The 14788-nt window shown below is 68.2% G+C and carries 16 protein-coding genes; 4 read left to right on the forward strand and 12 right to left on the reverse strand.

Going from position 1 to position 14788, the window contains the following annotated elements; all coding sequences use genetic code 11:
* Positions 1 to 8: 8 nt before the first annotated feature.
* A complete protein-coding gene (locus NVV90_RS13180; RefSeq protein ID WP_258437731.1) occupies positions 9 to 1079 on the forward strand; it encodes an ADP-ribosylglycohydrolase family protein in 1071 nt (356 codons plus the stop codon).
* 13 nt (positions 1080 to 1092) lie between these two features.
* On the opposite strand, the gene NVV90_RS13185 is transcribed toward NVV90_RS13180, so the two are convergent.
* Positions 1093 to 1632, reverse strand: a complete 540-nt coding sequence (locus NVV90_RS13185) for a DUF4395 domain-containing protein (protein WP_258437732.1) — start codon at positions 1630 to 1632, stop codon at positions 1093 to 1095.
* Positions 1633 to 1694: 62 nt separating this feature from the next.
* On the reverse strand, positions 1695 to 2711 hold the full coding sequence (locus NVV90_RS13190) for an exonuclease domain-containing protein (RefSeq protein WP_258437733.1): 1017 nt from the start codon (positions 2709 to 2711) through the stop codon (positions 1695 to 1697).
* Positions 2712 to 2898: 187 nt separating this feature from the next.
* Between NVV90_RS13190 and NVV90_RS13195 the strand changes: the two genes are divergently transcribed.
* The gene (locus tag NVV90_RS13195; protein WP_258441167.1) at positions 2899 to 3675 is read left to right on the forward strand and encodes a VTT domain-containing protein; all 777 of its coding nucleotides are present in this window, start codon (positions 2899 to 2901) and stop codon (positions 3673 to 3675) included.
* Positions 3676 to 3750: 75 nt separating this feature from the next.
* Here the strand turns inward: NVV90_RS13195 and rdgB are convergent, their stop codons facing one another.
* The 6 genes from rdgB to clpS form a co-directional block, all read right to left on the reverse strand.
* Positions 3751 to 4389, reverse strand: coding sequence for an RdgB/HAM1 family non-canonical purine NTP pyrophosphatase (rdgB, locus tag NVV90_RS13200; RefSeq protein ID WP_258437734.1), 639 nt, complete (start codon positions 4387 to 4389; stop codon positions 3751 to 3753).
* Positions 4386 to 5144, reverse strand: coding sequence for a ribonuclease PH (gene rph, locus NVV90_RS13205; protein ID WP_258437735.1), 759 nt, complete (start codon positions 5142 to 5144; stop codon positions 4386 to 4388). Before rph ends, rdgB begins: the two co-directional genes overlap by 4 nt.
* A gap of 130 nt (positions 5145 to 5274) precedes the next feature.
* Positions 5275 to 6072 carry an MBL fold metallo-hydrolase gene (locus tag NVV90_RS13210; protein WP_258437736.1) on the reverse strand — a complete coding sequence of 266 codons (798 nt, stop codon included), beginning with the start codon at positions 6070 to 6072 and terminating at the stop codon, positions 5275 to 5277.
* Entirely contained in the window at positions 6069 to 7166 is a 1098-nt protein-coding gene (murI, locus tag NVV90_RS13215) for a glutamate racemase (protein ID WP_258441168.1), read from the reverse strand. The genes NVV90_RS13210 and murI overlap by 4 nt, the downstream gene beginning before the upstream one ends.
* 55 nt (positions 7167 to 7221) lie before the next feature.
* Positions 7222 to 7788: a DUF2017 domain-containing protein gene (locus NVV90_RS13220; RefSeq protein WP_258437737.1), complete on the reverse strand. Its 567-nt coding sequence runs from the start codon at positions 7786 to 7788 to the stop codon at positions 7222 to 7224.
* Entirely contained in the window at positions 7781 to 8143 is a 363-nt protein-coding gene (clpS, locus tag NVV90_RS13225) for an ATP-dependent Clp protease adapter ClpS (RefSeq protein ID WP_258437738.1), read from the reverse strand. The genes NVV90_RS13220 and clpS overlap by 8 nt, the downstream gene beginning before the upstream one ends.
* A 179-nt stretch (positions 8144 to 8322) precedes the next feature.
* On the opposite strand from clpS, the gene NVV90_RS13230 reads away from it, so the two are divergent.
* Positions 8323 to 9651, forward strand: a complete 1329-nt coding sequence (locus NVV90_RS13230) for a nicotinate phosphoribosyltransferase (RefSeq protein ID WP_258437739.1) — start codon at positions 8323 to 8325, stop codon at positions 9649 to 9651.
* Positions 9651 to 10277, forward strand: coding sequence for an isochorismatase family protein (locus NVV90_RS13235; protein WP_258437740.1), 627 nt, complete (start codon positions 9651 to 9653; stop codon positions 10275 to 10277). The genes NVV90_RS13230 and NVV90_RS13235 overlap by 1 nt, the downstream gene beginning before the upstream one ends.
* A gap of 64 nt (positions 10278 to 10341) precedes the next feature.
* Here the strand turns inward: NVV90_RS13235 and NVV90_RS13240 are convergent, their stop codons facing one another.
* From NVV90_RS13240 to nagB, 4 genes are read right to left on the reverse strand one after another with little or no spacing between them, the layout of a single operon-like run.
* The gene (locus NVV90_RS13240; protein WP_258437741.1) at positions 10342 to 12123 is read right to left on the reverse strand and encodes a DEAD/DEAH box helicase; all 1782 of its coding nucleotides are present in this window, start codon (positions 12121 to 12123) and stop codon (positions 10342 to 10344) included.
* Complete coding sequence (locus NVV90_RS13245; protein ID WP_258437742.1) at positions 12120 to 13529, reverse strand: MFS transporter; 1410 nt, start codon at positions 13527 to 13529, stop codon at positions 12120 to 12122. The genes NVV90_RS13240 and NVV90_RS13245 overlap by 4 nt, the downstream gene beginning before the upstream one ends.
* On the reverse strand, positions 13529 to 13870 hold the full coding sequence (locus tag NVV90_RS13250; protein WP_258437743.1) for a DUF3039 domain-containing protein: 342 nt from the start codon (positions 13868 to 13870) through the stop codon (positions 13529 to 13531). Before NVV90_RS13250 ends, NVV90_RS13245 begins: the two co-directional genes overlap by 1 nt.
* Before the next feature lie 22 nt (positions 13871 to 13892).
* The gene (gene nagB, locus NVV90_RS13255) at positions 13893 to 14675 is read right to left on the reverse strand and encodes a glucosamine-6-phosphate deaminase (protein WP_258441169.1); all 783 of its coding nucleotides are present in this window, start codon (positions 14673 to 14675) and stop codon (positions 13893 to 13895) included.
* Positions 14676 to 14788 lie beyond the last annotated feature (113 nt).

The raw sequence follows: 14788 nt of genomic DNA on the forward strand, positions 1-14788 counted from the left end.
TTACAGGCATGAGTGTTGAAGCCCTCCCGCCCGTCCCGCCGTCGTTCGAATCCCGTGTCCACGGCTGCCTGTTGGGCGGCGCCCTGGGCGATTCCCTCGGCTACGCGGTGGAGTTCGACAAGATCGGCGCCATCCGGGAACGCTTCGGCGCCGCGGGGCTCACCTCCTTCGGACAGCTCGACGGCGGCAGCCACTTTTCGGACGACACCCAGATGACGCTGTACACCGTTGACGGCCTGGTGGAAGCCCTCGAGTGGGCCAACGACGGCGTGGCCGCCGATGAACTCGCGTGCCTGTGGCTGGCCTACCTCCGGTGGCTTGCGACGCAGGGCGTTCCGGTCCCGGACTCGGCCCCGGCCCCGCAGCCACGCTGGATCGACGCCCAGGAAGTGCTGCACCACCGCCGGGCCCCCGGCAATGCCTGCCTCAGCGGCCTCTCCGGCGGGACCATGGGAACCGTGGGCCGACCCGTGAATCCCGATTCCAAGGGCTGCGGCACCGTGATGCGCTCGGCACCTTTCGGGCTGATCCCGCACATTTCCCGCGAAGCCGTCTACAAGCTCAGTTCCGACGCCGCGTCCCTGACCCACGGGCATCCCTCCGCCAGGCTCAGCGCCGCGGCCTTCAGCCTGCTGATCCACCACATCATTGCCGGCAGCGGGGTCCGCGAGGCGGCCGCCGAAGCCCTCTCCTACGTGAATGGCGTGCCCACCAAGGCACCCGAACTGCCGGAACGGCTGGAAGCCGCGCTGGCACTCAGCGCCGCCGGCACCGTGCTGGCCCCAGAGGAACTCACCGCGGCGCTCGGCGAGGGCTGGGTGGCGGAGGAGGCACTCGCCGTCGGGCTCTACGCGGTGCTCTCAACGGAGGGAGCGGGCCCGGCCGAGCATTTCCGGAACGCGATCGGCGTCGCCGTGAACCATAGCGGGGACAGCGATTCCACCGGATCGATCGCGGGGAACATCCTGGGCGCCCTGTACGGCGAGGAGGCGCTTCCGGCCGACTGGCTGCAGGCACTGGAGGGCCCCGAGGTCATCCGCGGGATGGCCGGGCGGCTGCTCGCCGTGACCACGGGCTAGAAGGGCCGGCGGTTCAGGACTGGTGGAGCGTGATGTTGTTGCACGCTTCGCAAATCTCCTCTGGAATGAGACCGCGCTGCTGCAGGAATCCGAAAATCACGCAGCCCAGGCAGAAACCGACGAACGATTCCAGCGACGCCGCAACAATCAGCAGACCCAGCAGAATCCACGCTGCCGGCGCGAAGCCGGTGAAGTAAAGCACGACGGCGGCCGTGGTCAGTGCGGCACCGATCCCCTGCGCGAAGCGCTTGGGCGGACCCGCCACCAGGCGGGCATGGCCGATGCGCGGCGCGAGGACCTTGACGGAGAGCAGGGCCAGCGGTGAAATCCGGGGGCCGAAGAGGACACGCAGCCAGAAGCCGGCCGCGATGAGCACCAGGCCCCAGCCGTTGCCGCTCAGCAGCGTCGCCACGGCCAGCAGGACCACGAGGCCGGCGGTGATCCGGGCGGCGTACTCGTTGACGGGGTTCGGGAACGCGAACACCGCACGCCAGTCGACGCCGCGGCCCGGCGTGGCGGGAGCGGCGGTTTTGACCTGTCCAGTGTTGCGCATGGGTCAAGGCTAGGAGCGGCCGGCTCCGCAGAGAAGCATTGTTGCTCCGTATGACCGCAGGCTCAACTGCCGCCCACCATTTGCAGGAACTCACCCTCGGAGACGACCTCGATCTGCTGGCCGCGGCCGTGCAGTTCCAGGACCTTCCGGGCTTTGCCGGTGAGTCGTCCGGCGCGCAGATCATCCGCCATGAAGCCATCGCCCACCACCAGCACCGTGGTGCGGGCCGTCACCCGGCTCTCGGGGCTGGCGCCCATCTCGGCGGCCCGGACCTTGGCCTCGGACCGGGCCATGGCGAGGTCGCCGGTGAAGACCACCGTCTGCCCGAAGAGCGGGTGCCCGGGCTCGGCTCCCGGATTCGGCAGCGGGTTGGGGCCTTCCTCGGGCCACGAGGAGCGGCGCGCTGCCCCGTTTTCCAGGGTGCGTTCGAACGGGCTGCCGCCGGGGGCTCCCCCGCCGCGTCCGGCGAGCGCCGCAAGCGTGGCCTTGGACAGTCCGTCCCGGGGATCGAAGGCCTGCTGCTTGGGCAATGAGAGTCCCAGCGACAGATAGAGTTCGGCGATGCTGTTGGCGTTGTTGCGGCGGGCAATGTCGATCAGGATCCCGGCGCAGGCACGGGCGTCCTCACCGGCGTCGTGGTGGTTGAGCAGCGGGACGCCGGCTTCCTCGGCCGCGTACGGCAGCGAGTTGGAGACCAGCGAATAACAGCGTCTGGACAGCATGACGGTGCAGACGTATTCGTAGGCCGGGCCGGCGAGGCCAGAAACCTCCAGCCCGGAGCGGATCACGCCGAGGTCGAAGGCGGCGTTGTGGGCTGCCAGGACGTCGCCGCCGATGAACGCGCCGATCTCGGGGAAGAGTTCGCCGAACCGCGGCGCGCCGGCGACGTCTTCGGCGCGGATGCCGTGGATGCGGGTGTTGTGGAACTCGAAGTGGTCGTGGTTCTCCGGCGGGCGCATGAGCCAGGAGGCCTCTTCCACCACCACCCCGCCGCGGACCTTGCTCAGGCCGACGGAGCACGGGGACCCCCGGAATCCGTTGGCTGTTTCAAAGTCGATCGCCGTAAAGTCCAATGCCACTGCACAAGGTTACAGCGGGCAGGGGCCGCCCCCTGCCGTGAATCGCGGCGGGACGGCCCCTTCGGCCTTGTTTGTGGCGAACGCTACATCGGAGGTGGCCTCCTCCGCTTGCGGCGGGGAAGCAGGCGCCCCTCAAGAGCCCCCGACGGCGGCCGTCAAGTAGGCTTGACCAGTGATCTTTTCTGCGATGAGCGACTTTGCCGTATCCACCATCGGGGGCGCGGGACCGGTGCAGCCGCACATGGCCTCGTTCCTCCCTGACTGGCTGAACCCCCAGATCTTCCTTGCTGACCCGGCCCTGGCGCCCTGGGTTGTGCTGCTCGTCTGCGGCATTGTCTTTGCCGAGACCGGCCTCCTGGTCGGATTCTTCCTGCCCGGGGACTCCATGCTCTTCACGGCCGGCCTCCTTGTGGCCACGGACACCATCAAGTTCAACGTGTGGGCTTTCGCCGCGCTGATTATCGTCTCAGCCGTCCTGGGCAACCAGACCGGCTACCTGATCGGTTCCAAGGCCGGGCCTGCCATCTTCAACAAGCCCGATTCCAAGCTGTTCAAGCGCGAAAACGTTGAAAGCGCACACGCCTTCTTCGAAAAGCACGGCGGCAAGGCCCTGATCCTGGCCCGCTTTGTCCCCATCATCCGCACCTTCGTCCCCGTGATCGTGGGCGTGGCCCAGATGGACAAGCGCAAGTTCTTCCTCTTCAACGTGATCGGCGCCGTCCTCTGGGGCGGCGGCGTCACCCTGCTGGGGTACCTGCTGGGCGACCGCGTGCCGTGGGTCCGGGACAACCTGGACATCATCTTCATCGTGATCGTGCTGCTCTCGGTGATCCCCGTGGCTATCGAGGTGGCGCGCGGATTCTTCGCCAAGCGCAAGGCCGCAGCCCTGGGCACGGACCCCGTGGAGGAATTCATCGAAGAGCACGAACCCGAGGCCGAGCGGAAAACCCACCGCGACCACTAAGTCCGGTACAAAGCAGAAAGGCACCCCGCGCGGTTCATAGGCGGGGTGCCTTTTCTTGTGTGCGTCCGGGACCGGCTACTGCAGCGCCGCGACGATCGCCGGGAGCAGGGCGCGGAAGGCCTTGCCGCGGTGGCTGATCGCGTTCTTCTCCTCGGAACTCAGTTCGGCGCAGCTGCGGTCCATGCCCAGCGGCTGCAGGACCGGGTCGTAGCCGAAACCACCGGCCCCGCGAGGTTCGCGGAGCAGCGTCCCTTCGAGCTGGCCGTATTCCACCACTTCGCGGGCGCCAGCGGCCTCCGGCACGGCCAGGGCCGCGGCGCACACGAACGCCGCACCGCGGTGGGAGTCCGGCACGTCGGAGAGCTGGGCCAGCAGGAGGTTGAGGTTGGCGGTGTCGTCGCCGTGCGTCCCGGACCAGCGGGCCGAGAAGATGCCCGGGGCGCCGCCCAGCACGTCCACGGACAGTCCGGAATCGTCGGCGATGGCCACCAGCCCCGTGGCCTCGGCCACAGCGCGCGCCTTCAGCAGCGAGTTTTCGGCGAACGTCACGCCGGTCTCTGCGACGTCGGGGGCACCGGCCGCAGCAGCGTCCACCACCTGGGTGTCGACGTCGAGCCCTGGAACCTGGCCGCGCAGCAGCTCACGGAGCTCCCTCAGCTTGCCCTTGTTGTGCGTCGCCAGGACGAGCCGGGGCGCCACGGCTGCCCCGCTCACGGGGCTTCGGCCAGGGTCTCGCGCTGGATGGCGGACAGCTGGGTGGTGCCGAGCAGGGCAAGGTCCAGCAGGGCGTTGAGCTCGTCGCGGTCGAACGGGGCGCCCTCGGCGGTGCCCTGGACTTCCACGAACTTGCCGGAGCCGGTCACCACCACGTTCATGTCGGTTTCGGCACGGACATCTTCGACGTAGGGCAGGTCCAGCATGGGGACGCCGTCGATGATGCCGACGGACACGGCCGCGATGGTGTCGATGAGCGGCTGGGCATTCTTGGCGATCATCTTGTTTTCGCGCGCGAAGCGGATGGCCTCGGCGAGCGCCACGTAGGCGCCCGTGATGGCGGCGGTGCGGGTGCCGCCGTCGGCCTGGAGCACATCGCAGTCCAGCACAATCGTGTTCTCGCCCAGGGCCTTGGTGTCGATGATGGAGCGCAGCGATCGGCCGATCAGCCGGGAGATCTCGTGCGTGCGTCCGCCGATCCTGCCCTTGACGGACTCGCGGTCGGAGCGGGTGTTGGTGGCCCGGGGCAGCATGGCGTATTCGGCCGTGACCCAGCCGCGGCCTTCGCCCTTGAGCCAGCGCGGCACGCCCTCGGTCAGCGACGCCGTGCACAGCACCCGGGTGTTGCCGAACTCGATGAGCGCCGAGCCCTCGGCCTGCTTGGACCAGCCGCGGGTGATGCTGATGGGGCGGAGCTGATCGGGGGTCCGGCCGTCGGCACGGATGACGGGGGCGGTTGTTGCTTCAGAAGTCATACGACAAGCTTAGTCACCCGGCACAGGCGCCCGACGCCGGCCGGTCAGCGCACCGACTTCCCGCCCAACTGGGTAGCAGTAAGTGTCGTTTTGAGCGGGCAAAACGTCACTTACTGCTACCCAGTTGGGCCTAGACCGTGTAGTGGACGCCCGCGACGGCAACGGCCACGTCACCGGCGAACGCGGGCCGGGCGTCGGCCATGACCTTCGTCTGCGAGGTCCAGACCGGGATGTGCGTCAGCAGCAGCCGCTTGGCACCGGCGTTCGTGGCGGCCTCGGCGGCCCGCTTGCCGGTGAGGTGCACGTCCTTGATCTCATCGTCCCGGCCCTCCTCGAAGGCCGCCTCGCACAGGAAGAGGTCCGAGTCCTTGGCGGCATCCTCCAGGCCCTGGCAGGAATCGGTGTCGCCCGAGTAGGTCAACACGCGGGTCACGGGGACGCCGTCCTTGCCCGGTTCGGTGGCTTCCACACGCAGGGCGTAGGCCTCCTCCACCGGGTGGTTGGCCGCGAACGGCGTCACGGTGAAGGGGCCCACCGTGACGGACTGCAGCTCGGTCCAGTTGGCGAAGTCGAATTCCTCATGCATGCCCGGGTCAAGCTCCAGGCCATAGGCGGTGGCCATGCGGTCCGCCGTCGCGGCCGGTCCCCAGACAGGAATGCGGCCACGGCCCCAGCCGCCCGGCTTCCAGCGCACGGCAACGTGCAGCCCGCACAGGTCCATGCAGTGGTCCGGGTGGAGGTGGGTCAGGAAGATCGCGTCGATGTCCTCCAGGTCCGTGTAGCGCTGGATCGCGCCGAGGGCGCCGCTGCCCAGGTCCATGACGATCTTCCACTGGCGTTCGCCATCATGGGCGGTCACCAGGTAGCACGACGCCGGAGAGCCCGGGCCGGGGAACGATCCCGTGCAGCCCACAATGGTCAGTTTCACAGGCCACGCCCGGACGCCGAATTGAGACCCTCGGCATTGAGGCCCGCCGCGTTGAGGCCCGCCGCGGACTCGACGAAGTTGGATCGGCGGATTCGCCCGGAGCCGGCGCGGGCCGCCTCGAGCATTTCAGGCGTGATCCGGGCGAGGCTGCCGGTGGGGTACTGCGCGGCCACGTGGTCCACGTGCTGGACGGACAAAACCTCGGGACCCAGGAAGCGGCGGGCGAGGGTCTCGAACTCTCCGGCGTCCCCGGTGGCCACGAAGTCGTGCCTGGGCGCACTGGCCTCGGAGCGCTGGATGCCGTGGGTGGCCAGGGCCCGGTACACATCCTTGGCGGTTTCCTCGGCGCTGGAGACCAGGGTCACGGACTCCCCCATGACGAAGGAAATGACGCCGGTCAGCAGCGGGTAGTGCGTGCAGCCGAGCACCACCGTGTCCACGCCGGCGGCCTTGAGCGGCTCCAGGTAGCTGTTGGCGGCGGCCAGGAGCTCCGGCCCCGTGGTGATCCCGGCTTCGACGAAGTTGACGAACTCCGGGCAGGCCACGGAGGTGATGGCGAGGTCCGGGGCGGCGGCGAAGGTGTCCTCGTAGGCCCGCGAGCCCACGGTGGCGGAGGTGCCGATGACACCGATCCGGCCGCTGCGGGTGGCGGACACCGCGCGGCGGACCGCGGGCTGGATGACCTCGATGACGGGGATGCCGTAGCGGGCCGTGTAGCGTTCGCGGGCGTCGCGGAGCACGGCGGCGGAGGCCGAGTTGCAGGCGATGGTCAGCAGCTTCACGCCGGAGTCCACCAGTTCGTCCATGACGCCCAGGGCGCTGGCGCGGACCTCGGCGATGGGAAGCGGACCGTAGGGGCCGTTGGCGGTGTCGCCGACGTAGAGGATGGATTCGTTGGGCAGCTGGTCGATGATGGACCTGGCCACGGTCAGGCCGCCCACACCGGAATCGAAGATGCCGATCGGGCGGGAGCCCAGCTGGCTGGCGGCCGTGGTGTTGTCTGGGGATTCTGTTGCCGCCGATGCGGCGCTCCCCTTGCCCGATGCTGAACTCATGATTATTCGAGAATAAGGCTTCGCCCCTGTTGCAGCCATCACCTGTGGCCCCCGCCTCATGTCTGATTTGTCACATGGCGGGGGTGCCTGCACCTCAGGATTTGCGCTCCAGGGCCGCCAGCATGGACTGCACCAGGGACTCCTGCAGCCACGTGGTGAAGTTGTAGACGAGGGCCAGGTAGCTCTCCACGTCCTCGGCCTGGGACCAGTCCTGCATGCTGTGGACGTGGTCGGCGTCGGCTTCGTCACGGATGTCCAGGCGCTCGGCCAACACCAGGCGCACGTCATTGAGGGCCATGGACCAGCGGCGCGCTTCTTCCGGAGACAGCAGGAGATCGTCCTTGTCCAGCCCCAGTGCCGTGGCGCGCAGGGCGCCGATCTTGCTTTCCCGGACGGAGCGTTCGGTGAGCTGGCGGAACTCCAGGGACCCGGCGTCGTCGTCCTTCATGGCGTTTGGCAGGAGCCGCAACAGGGCACGGTCGCTCGGTTCCTGGACGTCCATGTCCAGGCCGATCAGGGCGGCCAGCGGGTCCTCGTCCTCGCGCGACTCCGTCTCGAGCATGGAGATGACGTCGTTCAGGAGACCGCGCAGGAGCTCGCGCTCGGCGGGTTCGAGGTACCCGGTGATGCCCTTGAGCCCGTATTTGAATGCCTTAGCCACGCGCGCTGCCGCCCTTTCCTGGGGCGTCGTTGCCGCTGGCGGCCTTCTCCACGGTGGCCCACAGACCATAGCCGTGCATGGCCACCGCGTGCTGTTCCACTTGTTCCTTGCTGCCGTGCGCCACGATGGAGCGGCCCTTCTTGTGGACCTCCATCATGAGCTTGTTGGACTTGGCCTCCGAGTAGCCGAAGTAGCTCTGGAACACGAAACTCACATAGCTCATGAGGTTGACGGGATCGTTCCAGATCACCAGGTTCCAGGGGATGTCCGGAGCTGTCAGGACATCTGTGAACGTCTGCTCTGCAGCCTCTGTCCGCTCATCAATGTCCGTGCCGAACGCAACGCTTGGGGTCATCTGTCCATTCTATGGCCGCCTGGGCCCACACCGGCGAGGGCCCCGCGTCGGGGGCCCACACCGGCGAGGGCCCCGCGTCGAGCGGAGCGAGACGTGGGAGACGGTGGGGACGGAGCGAGACGTGGGAGCCGGTGGGGACAGAGCGAGACGTGGGAGACGGTGGGGACTAGAGTGAATTCGTGAGTAGATCCACCACGTGGGAGCATCCCCGCACCTCCTTGTTCACCGACCACTACGAGCTGACCATGCTCCAGGCCGCCCTGCATTCGGGCGCCGCGCACCGCCGCTCGGTGTTCGAGGCGTTCGCGCGCAGGCTCCCGGACGGACGCCGCTACGGCGTGGTGGGCGGGACGGGCCGGCTCCTGGAGGGGATCGTCGACTTCCGCTTCGGCGACTCCGAGCTGGAGTCCCTGGAGCGCAACGCCGTGGTGAACCGCGAGACGCTGGACTACCTGGCCAACTACCGGTTCAGCGGCGACATCTGGGGCTACGCCGAGGGCGAGGCCTACTTCCCCTACTCCCCCATCCTGATCGTGGAATCCACCTTCGCCGAGGCCTGCATCCTGGAGACATACATCCTCTCCGTGCTCAACCACGACAGCGCCATTGCCTCCGCTGCCTCGCGCATGACCTCGGCGGCCGGCAGCCGGCCGTGCATCGAGATGGGCTCGCGCCGCACCCACGAGGAATCCGCGACGGCGGCCGCCCGGGCCGCTGTCATTGCCGGCTTTGCCAGCACCTCCAACCTCGAGGCGGGGCGCCGCTTCGGCCTCAAGACCGTGGGCACCGCAGCCCACTCCTTCACGCTCCTGCACGACACCGAACGCGAGGCGTTCGAAGCACAGATCGCCGCATTCGGACCGGGAACCACGCTGCTCGTGGACACCTACGACGTCGAGACCGCCGTGCGGACCGCCGTCGAACTGGCCGGCGACAAGCTCGGCGCCGTCCGCCTGGACTCCGGCGACCTGGTGGCGCAGGCCCAGTGGGTGCGGCAGTTGCTGGACGAACTCGGCAACGTCAACACGCGCATTGTGGTCACCTCGGACCTGGACGAATACGCCATCGCGGCCCTGCAATCGGCGCCCGTGGACTCCTATGGCGTGGGCACCTCCCTGGTCACGGGTTCCGGCGCGCCCACAGCCAGCATGGTCTACAAGCTGGTCAGCCGCACCAACGATGCCGGCGAGTTCGTCTCCGTGGCCAAGGCCGCCAAGAACAAGGCCAGCATGGGCGGCCGGAAGTATGCGCTCCGCAGGCTCAACGAACGCGGCATCGCCATGCAGGAAATCGTCGGCATCGGGCACCGCCCGGAGGACGACGGCAACGACCGCGCCCTGCTGCAGCAGTTCGTCAAGAACGGAGAGCTCCTCCCCGGCTGGACCGGCCACGAAGGCGTGGTCCGCGCCCAGGAACGGCACGCAGCCACCATGGCCGAGCTGCCCGCCGTGGTCAACCGCCTGCAACGCGGCGAACCCGCCATCCCCACCGTCTACGAGGAGGACTGATGTCCCGGGCCCTGATCATTGTCGATGTCCAGAACGATTTCTGCGAGGGCGGCTCGCTTGCCGTGGCAGGAGGCGCGGACGTGGCCTCCGCCATCACCGAATACGTGGACGCCAACCACCAGCATTTTGACCACATCGTGGCCACCCAGGACTGGCACATCGAACCGGGGGACCACTTTTCGGACGAACCGGACATGGTGGATTCCTGGCCCCAGCACTGCAGGGCCGGGACCAAGGGCGCCGAACTGCACCCCGAACTGGACACCGAATACATCCAGGCCTACTTCCGGAAAGGCCAGTTCACCGCGGCCTACTCCGGCTTCGAGGGCGTGCTTGCCCCGGAGGATGAGGTGCCCAGCGGTGAACTCAAGGCCGGCGCGGCCGCCGTCGAGACCCTGGACGAGGACGCCATCGGCCTGGACGACTGGCTGCAGAGCCACGGCGTGGAAGACGTTGTGGTGGTGGGCATCGCCACCGACTACTGCGTGATGGCCACGGCCCTGGATGCGGTCCAGGCAGGCTACTCCGTGACGGTCCTCGGCGAGCTGACCGCCGGAATCGCGGACGACCTGGAGGCCGCGTATGCCGAGATGGAAGAGAACGGCGTCGAGGTCGAACGGGACTGAGCTGAACGGAACTCCGGCAACAACGGGGAAGGGCACCGCAACTGCGGTGCCCTTCCCCGTTTGCCTACTTGCGGCCGATGAACCAGTCCTGGAGCTTGCGCAGGCGCGTCTGCAACTGCTCTTCGCTGGCCTGCGCCACGGCAGGGCCGCCGCACACTTCGCGGAGCTTGGTGTGGATGACGCCGTGCGGCGTGCCCGTCCGGGCCGACCAGGCGGCCACGTTCTTGGCCAGCTCGTTGCGCAGCTCCGTCAGCATCCGGTGGTCCGTAACGGGCGGCGGCGCCGCTGCCGCCGCGAGCGGCGACTGGCGCTTCTTGCGGGACTGCTGTTCGTGCTGGCGCTGGCGCAGCAGCGTGCCCACCTGTTCGGCGTCCAGCAGGCCGGGGATGCCGAGGAAGTCCAGTTCCTCCTCGGAACCAATGTCCGCTCCGGTGCCGAATTCGCCGCCGTCGAACAATACCCTGTCGAAGGAAGCCTGTGAGTCGAGGGCCTCGAACTTGCCCTTGGTCAGTTCCTCGGACGCTTTGTCCTCGCGGTTGGCTTCGGCCATGAGGCTGTCTTCCGGATTGAAGAGGCCGTCGGCGTCTTCCTTCTCCGGACGGTCCAGGGCATGGTCGCGCTCGGCCTCCATGGAGTTGGCCAGTGCCATGAGCGGCGGCACCGACGGCAGGAACACCGAGGCCGTCTCGCCGCGCTTGCGGGCACGCACAAAGCGGCCCACCGCCTGGGCAAAGAACAGCGGCGTGGACGTGGACGTGGCGTACACGCCCACGGACAGGCGCGGAACGTCCACGCCTTCGGACACCATGCGCACGGCCACCATCCAGCGCTTCTCGCTGGCGGTGAACTCCTCGATCTTGCTCGAGGCCTTCGAGTCGTCCGAGAGGATGACCGTGGGCGACTGTCCGGTGATCTTCTTCAGCTGCGCGGCATAGGCGCGGGCGTCCTCGTGGTCCGTGGCGATGACCAGGCCGCCGGCGTCGGGCACGGAGCGGCGGACCTCGCCGAGCCGCTTGTCGGCTGCCGCCAGGACGGCCGGGATCCATTCGCCGCCCGGATTCAGGGCCGTGCGCCATGCCTGCGAGGTGATGTCCTTGGTGACCGCGGCTTCGCCCAGGGAGGCCGCCATCTCGTCGCCGGCACTGGTGCGCCAGCGCATCTGGCCGGAGTAGGCCATGAACATCACGGGCCGCACCACGTGGTCGCGCAGGGCGTTGCCGTAGCCGTAGGTGTAGTCGGCCTTGGAGCGGCGGATGCCGTCGCGGTCCTCGGCGTACTCCACGAACGGGATGGGCGAGGTGTCCGAGCGGAACGGGGTGCCGGTCAGTGAGAGCCGGCGGGCCGCCGGGTCGAAGGCTTCGCGCAAGCCGTCGCCCCAGGACAGGGCCTCGCCGCCGTGGTGGATTTCGTCGAGGATGACCAGGGTGCGGGCGGCCTCGGTCTTGGCCCGGTGCAGCATGGGCTTGGAGGCCACCTGGGCGTACGTCACGGCGACGCCCACAAAGCCGCGGCCGTGCTGGCCGTCGGAGTTCTTGAAGTTGGGGTCGATGGCGATGCCGACCTTCGCGGCCGCATCTGCCCACTGGCGCTTGAGGTGGTCGGTGGGCGCCACGATCGTCACGCGGTTCACCGCGCCGCTGTCCAGCAGTGTGGTGGCGATGCGCAGGGCGAACGTGGTCTTGCCGGCGCCGGGGGTGGCGACCGCGAGGAAGTCACGAGGGCTGGTCCGCAGGTACAGGTCCAGCGCCTCCTGCTGCCAGGCACGGAGCTTGGGGGCGGTGCCCCACGCGGCGCGTTCCGGGTACGCCGGAGGAAGCGACGGCCCGCCAAAGAGTGTTTCGGTCATGCGGACTCCCCCTGCCTGGATTCGACAATCCGTACACCGGGCGGAGGCGAAGGTACGCCGCTGCGGGCGGCCGCCACGATGCCGAACAAGGCCGCTGCTGCCAGCGAAACCCAAATAACCACAAAAACACCAATCTGTTCCGGATGCGCCGGATCGCGAAGAGCGGCAAACAACGCACCCGCTCCGGCAGTTCCCATGACTGCGCCGAGCTGGTCCGCCAACTGCAGTGAGGCCGAGTTACGGCCGCGTTCGTGCGGTTCCGAGTGGTTCAGCACCAGGACCGACGTCGTTGAAAAAGCGGCTCCCAAGACCGTTCCGGTCAGCGTCCAGGCCAGCATGACAAGCCACAAGGGGCTGCCCTGGCCGGACAGGAGGGAAAGGGCGCCAATGGACAGGCCTCCCACCGCTGCACCGCATACCAGGATCCGGTGCCGTTCAATCTTAACCCGGCTCTGCAGGAATGAGCCCACCGACCAGCCCAGCGCGCCGCCGGTCAGTGCCAGCCCGGCGACTGCGGCGTCCAGCCCGTGGGCGGTGACCAGCATGAGCGGGATGAACGCCTCGGCACCGAAGAATGCCAGGGCCAGCAGGGCACGGGTGACCATGACGCTGGGCAGTCCGCGCCTGAGCACCACGGTACCGGCGGGCAGGAGCCTGGGTACGGTCAGGGCAACCGCAACTACCCCGGCCACGATGGCCACGGGCACGTACCATTCCGGGCCTTCGGCCAGGGCGTGGACGGCCCACTGGACCACAAAGACGCCGGCGGCAAGGATCGCGCCCAGCAGGCTGCGGCGCCGGCCCGTGGCGGCATCCATGCTCCCGTGCTGCGGAGCGCCGAGGGAGCTGATCCGCGGCCACACCAGGGCCAGGGACAGGGCAATGATGGGCATGACGCCCAGGAACACCCAGCGCCAGCTGACGCTTTCGGCCAGGTAGCCGGCCAGCAGCGGGCCCACCAGGGACGGCAGCACCCAGGCCGCGGCCAACCAGCCGAAAACCACGGCCTGCAGCCGGGCAGGATAGGCCTCGCCGATGATCACGTAGAGTGCCACGATCAGGAGGCCGCCGCCAAGCCCGGAGACCGCACGGCCCAAGGCCATGACGGCAAACGCCGTGGCGAAGCCGGAGACCAGCAGGCCGCCGCAGATCAGTGCCAGGCCGGCAAGCAGCGCTGGCCGGGGACCCTTGAGGTCGCACCACGCCCCGGCAGCCACGGTTGCCACCAGCGACGCGGTCAGGAACAGCGAGAAGGCCAGCCCGTAGGCGGACTCACCGTCAAGTTCGCGCGCCACCAGGGGCATGGCCGTCGCCACGGCCATGGCTTCGAAGGCGACGCAGCTGACCAGGGCAAGGATGCCGATGGTCAGGGGCCGGAGGGCAGGAGAAAGCGCTCCCCCGCCCACTACCTGGAGTTGCCCGAGCCGCTGCCCTTGTCTCCGCCGTCATTTCCTGGGCGGAGGCCTTCGTAGATTTCCTTGCACTCAGGGCACACCGGGAACTTCTGCGGATCCCGGCCCGGCGTCCACACCTTGCCGCACAGGGCGATCACGGGCTCGCCGGTCATGGCCGACTCCATGATCTTTTCCTTGCGGACGTAGTGCGAGAAGCGCTCGCGGTCGCCGGGCTCCACTTCCTGGCGCAGCTCCTCGCGCTCAATGGTGGCAGTGGAAGTACCGGCTCCGGAAAGCTCGCGCATGGGGTCGTTTTCGAATGGATCCGGAGGCAGCGTAGTCATGGCATCCATCTTAGCCGCTAGGGCGTGCCCGTCAGAGGCCCTGCCACTTCGGCTTGTTGTCGTAGGTGTGCCGGTAGTAGTCGGCCAGCTTGAGCGAGGAAGCCGCGGCCTCGTCGATCAGGATGGTCGCATGCGGGTGGAGCTGGAGCACGGATGCGGCGCAGATGGCGGACACGGGGCCCTCGACGAAGTCGCGGACTGCCTGGGCCTTCTGCGCACCCGTGGCGACGAGCACCACATGCTTGGCATCCATGATGGTGCCCAGGCCCTGCGTGATCACGTGGTGCGGGACGTCATCGATGCTCTTGAAGAAGCGGGCATTGTCCTTGCGGGTCTGCTCGATCAGGGTCTTGATGCGCGTCCGGGAGGCCAGCGAGGAGCCGGGTTCGTTGAAGCCGATGTGGCCGTCGGTGCCGACGCCCAGGATCTGCAGGTCCACCCCGCCCAGGGCCTTCATGGCGTCCTCGTAGGCTTGGCAGGAGGCCAGGATGTCCTGGGCCGCGCCGTCCGGGCCGTGGACGTTTTCCGGCTTGATGTTCACGCGGTTGGTGAACTCGCGGCGGATGACTTCCCGGTAGGACTCAGGGTGGCCGGGTTCGAGGCCCACGTACTCGTCCAGGGCGAAGCCGTGGGCCTGGCTGAAGTCCAGGCCGCCCTGCTCATGGCGGCGGGCGAGTTCGTCGTAGATGGGCAGCGGCGAGGAGCCCGTCGCCAGGCCCAGGACTGCGTTGGGCTTGCGGCGCAGCAGTGCCTCGATGGCGTCCGCGGCGAGGGCGCCGATCTGCTTGCTGCCTGGCAGGATGACAACTTCCATCGTCACGGCCTTTCTGTGTCGAAAATTACGTTGAGGATCCAATTAGAGGTTATCCCATGTCCCATAACTTCTCCATTGGTGAACACAAGTGAACAAGCCTGGCGGGTCCGGTG

Origin of the sequence: Arthrobacter sp. CJ23 (assembly GCF_024741795.1) — a bacterium.
Taxonomy (GTDB): domain Bacteria; phylum Actinomycetota; class Actinomycetes; order Actinomycetales; family Micrococcaceae; genus Arthrobacter.

Excerpts from the sequence above, each read along its gene's own strand:
- NVV90_RS13235 (WP_258437740.1), top strand. The coding sequence starts at position 9,651 with ATGTCCCGGGCCCTGATCATTGTCGATGTCCAGAACGATTTCTGCGAG.
- clpS (WP_258437738.1), bottom strand. The coding sequence starts at position 8,143 with ATGACCCCAAGCGTTGCGTTCGGCACGGACATTGATGAGCGGACAGAG.
- NVV90_RS13240 (WP_258437741.1), bottom strand. The coding sequence starts at position 12,123 with ATGACCGAAACACTCTTTGGCGGGCCGTCGCTTCCTCCGGCGTACCCG.
- rph (WP_258437735.1), bottom strand. The coding sequence starts at position 5,144 with ATGACTTCTGAAGCAACAACCGCCCCCGTCATCCGTGCCGACGGCCGG.
- NVV90_RS13180 (WP_258437731.1), top strand. The coding sequence starts at position 9 with ATGAGTGTTGAAGCCCTCCCGCCCGTCCCGCCGTCGTTCGAATCCCGT.
- murI (WP_258441168.1), bottom strand. The coding sequence starts at position 7,166 with ATGGCTGCAACAGGGGCGAAGCCTTATTCTCGAATAATCATGAGTTCA.
- NVV90_RS13195 (WP_258441167.1), top strand. The coding sequence starts at position 2,899 with ATGAGCGACTTTGCCGTATCCACCATCGGGGGCGCGGGACCGGTGCAG.
- nagB (WP_258441169.1), bottom strand. The coding sequence starts at position 14,675 with ATGGAAGTTGTCATCCTGCCAGGCAGCAAGCAGATCGGCGCCCTCGCC.
- NVV90_RS13185 (WP_258437732.1), bottom strand. The coding sequence starts at position 1,632 with ATGCGCAACACTGGACAGGTCAAAACCGCCGCTCCCGCCACGCCGGGC.
- NVV90_RS13250 (WP_258437743.1), bottom strand. The coding sequence starts at position 13,870 with ATGGATGCCATGACTACGCTGCCTCCGGATCCATTCGAAAACGACCCC.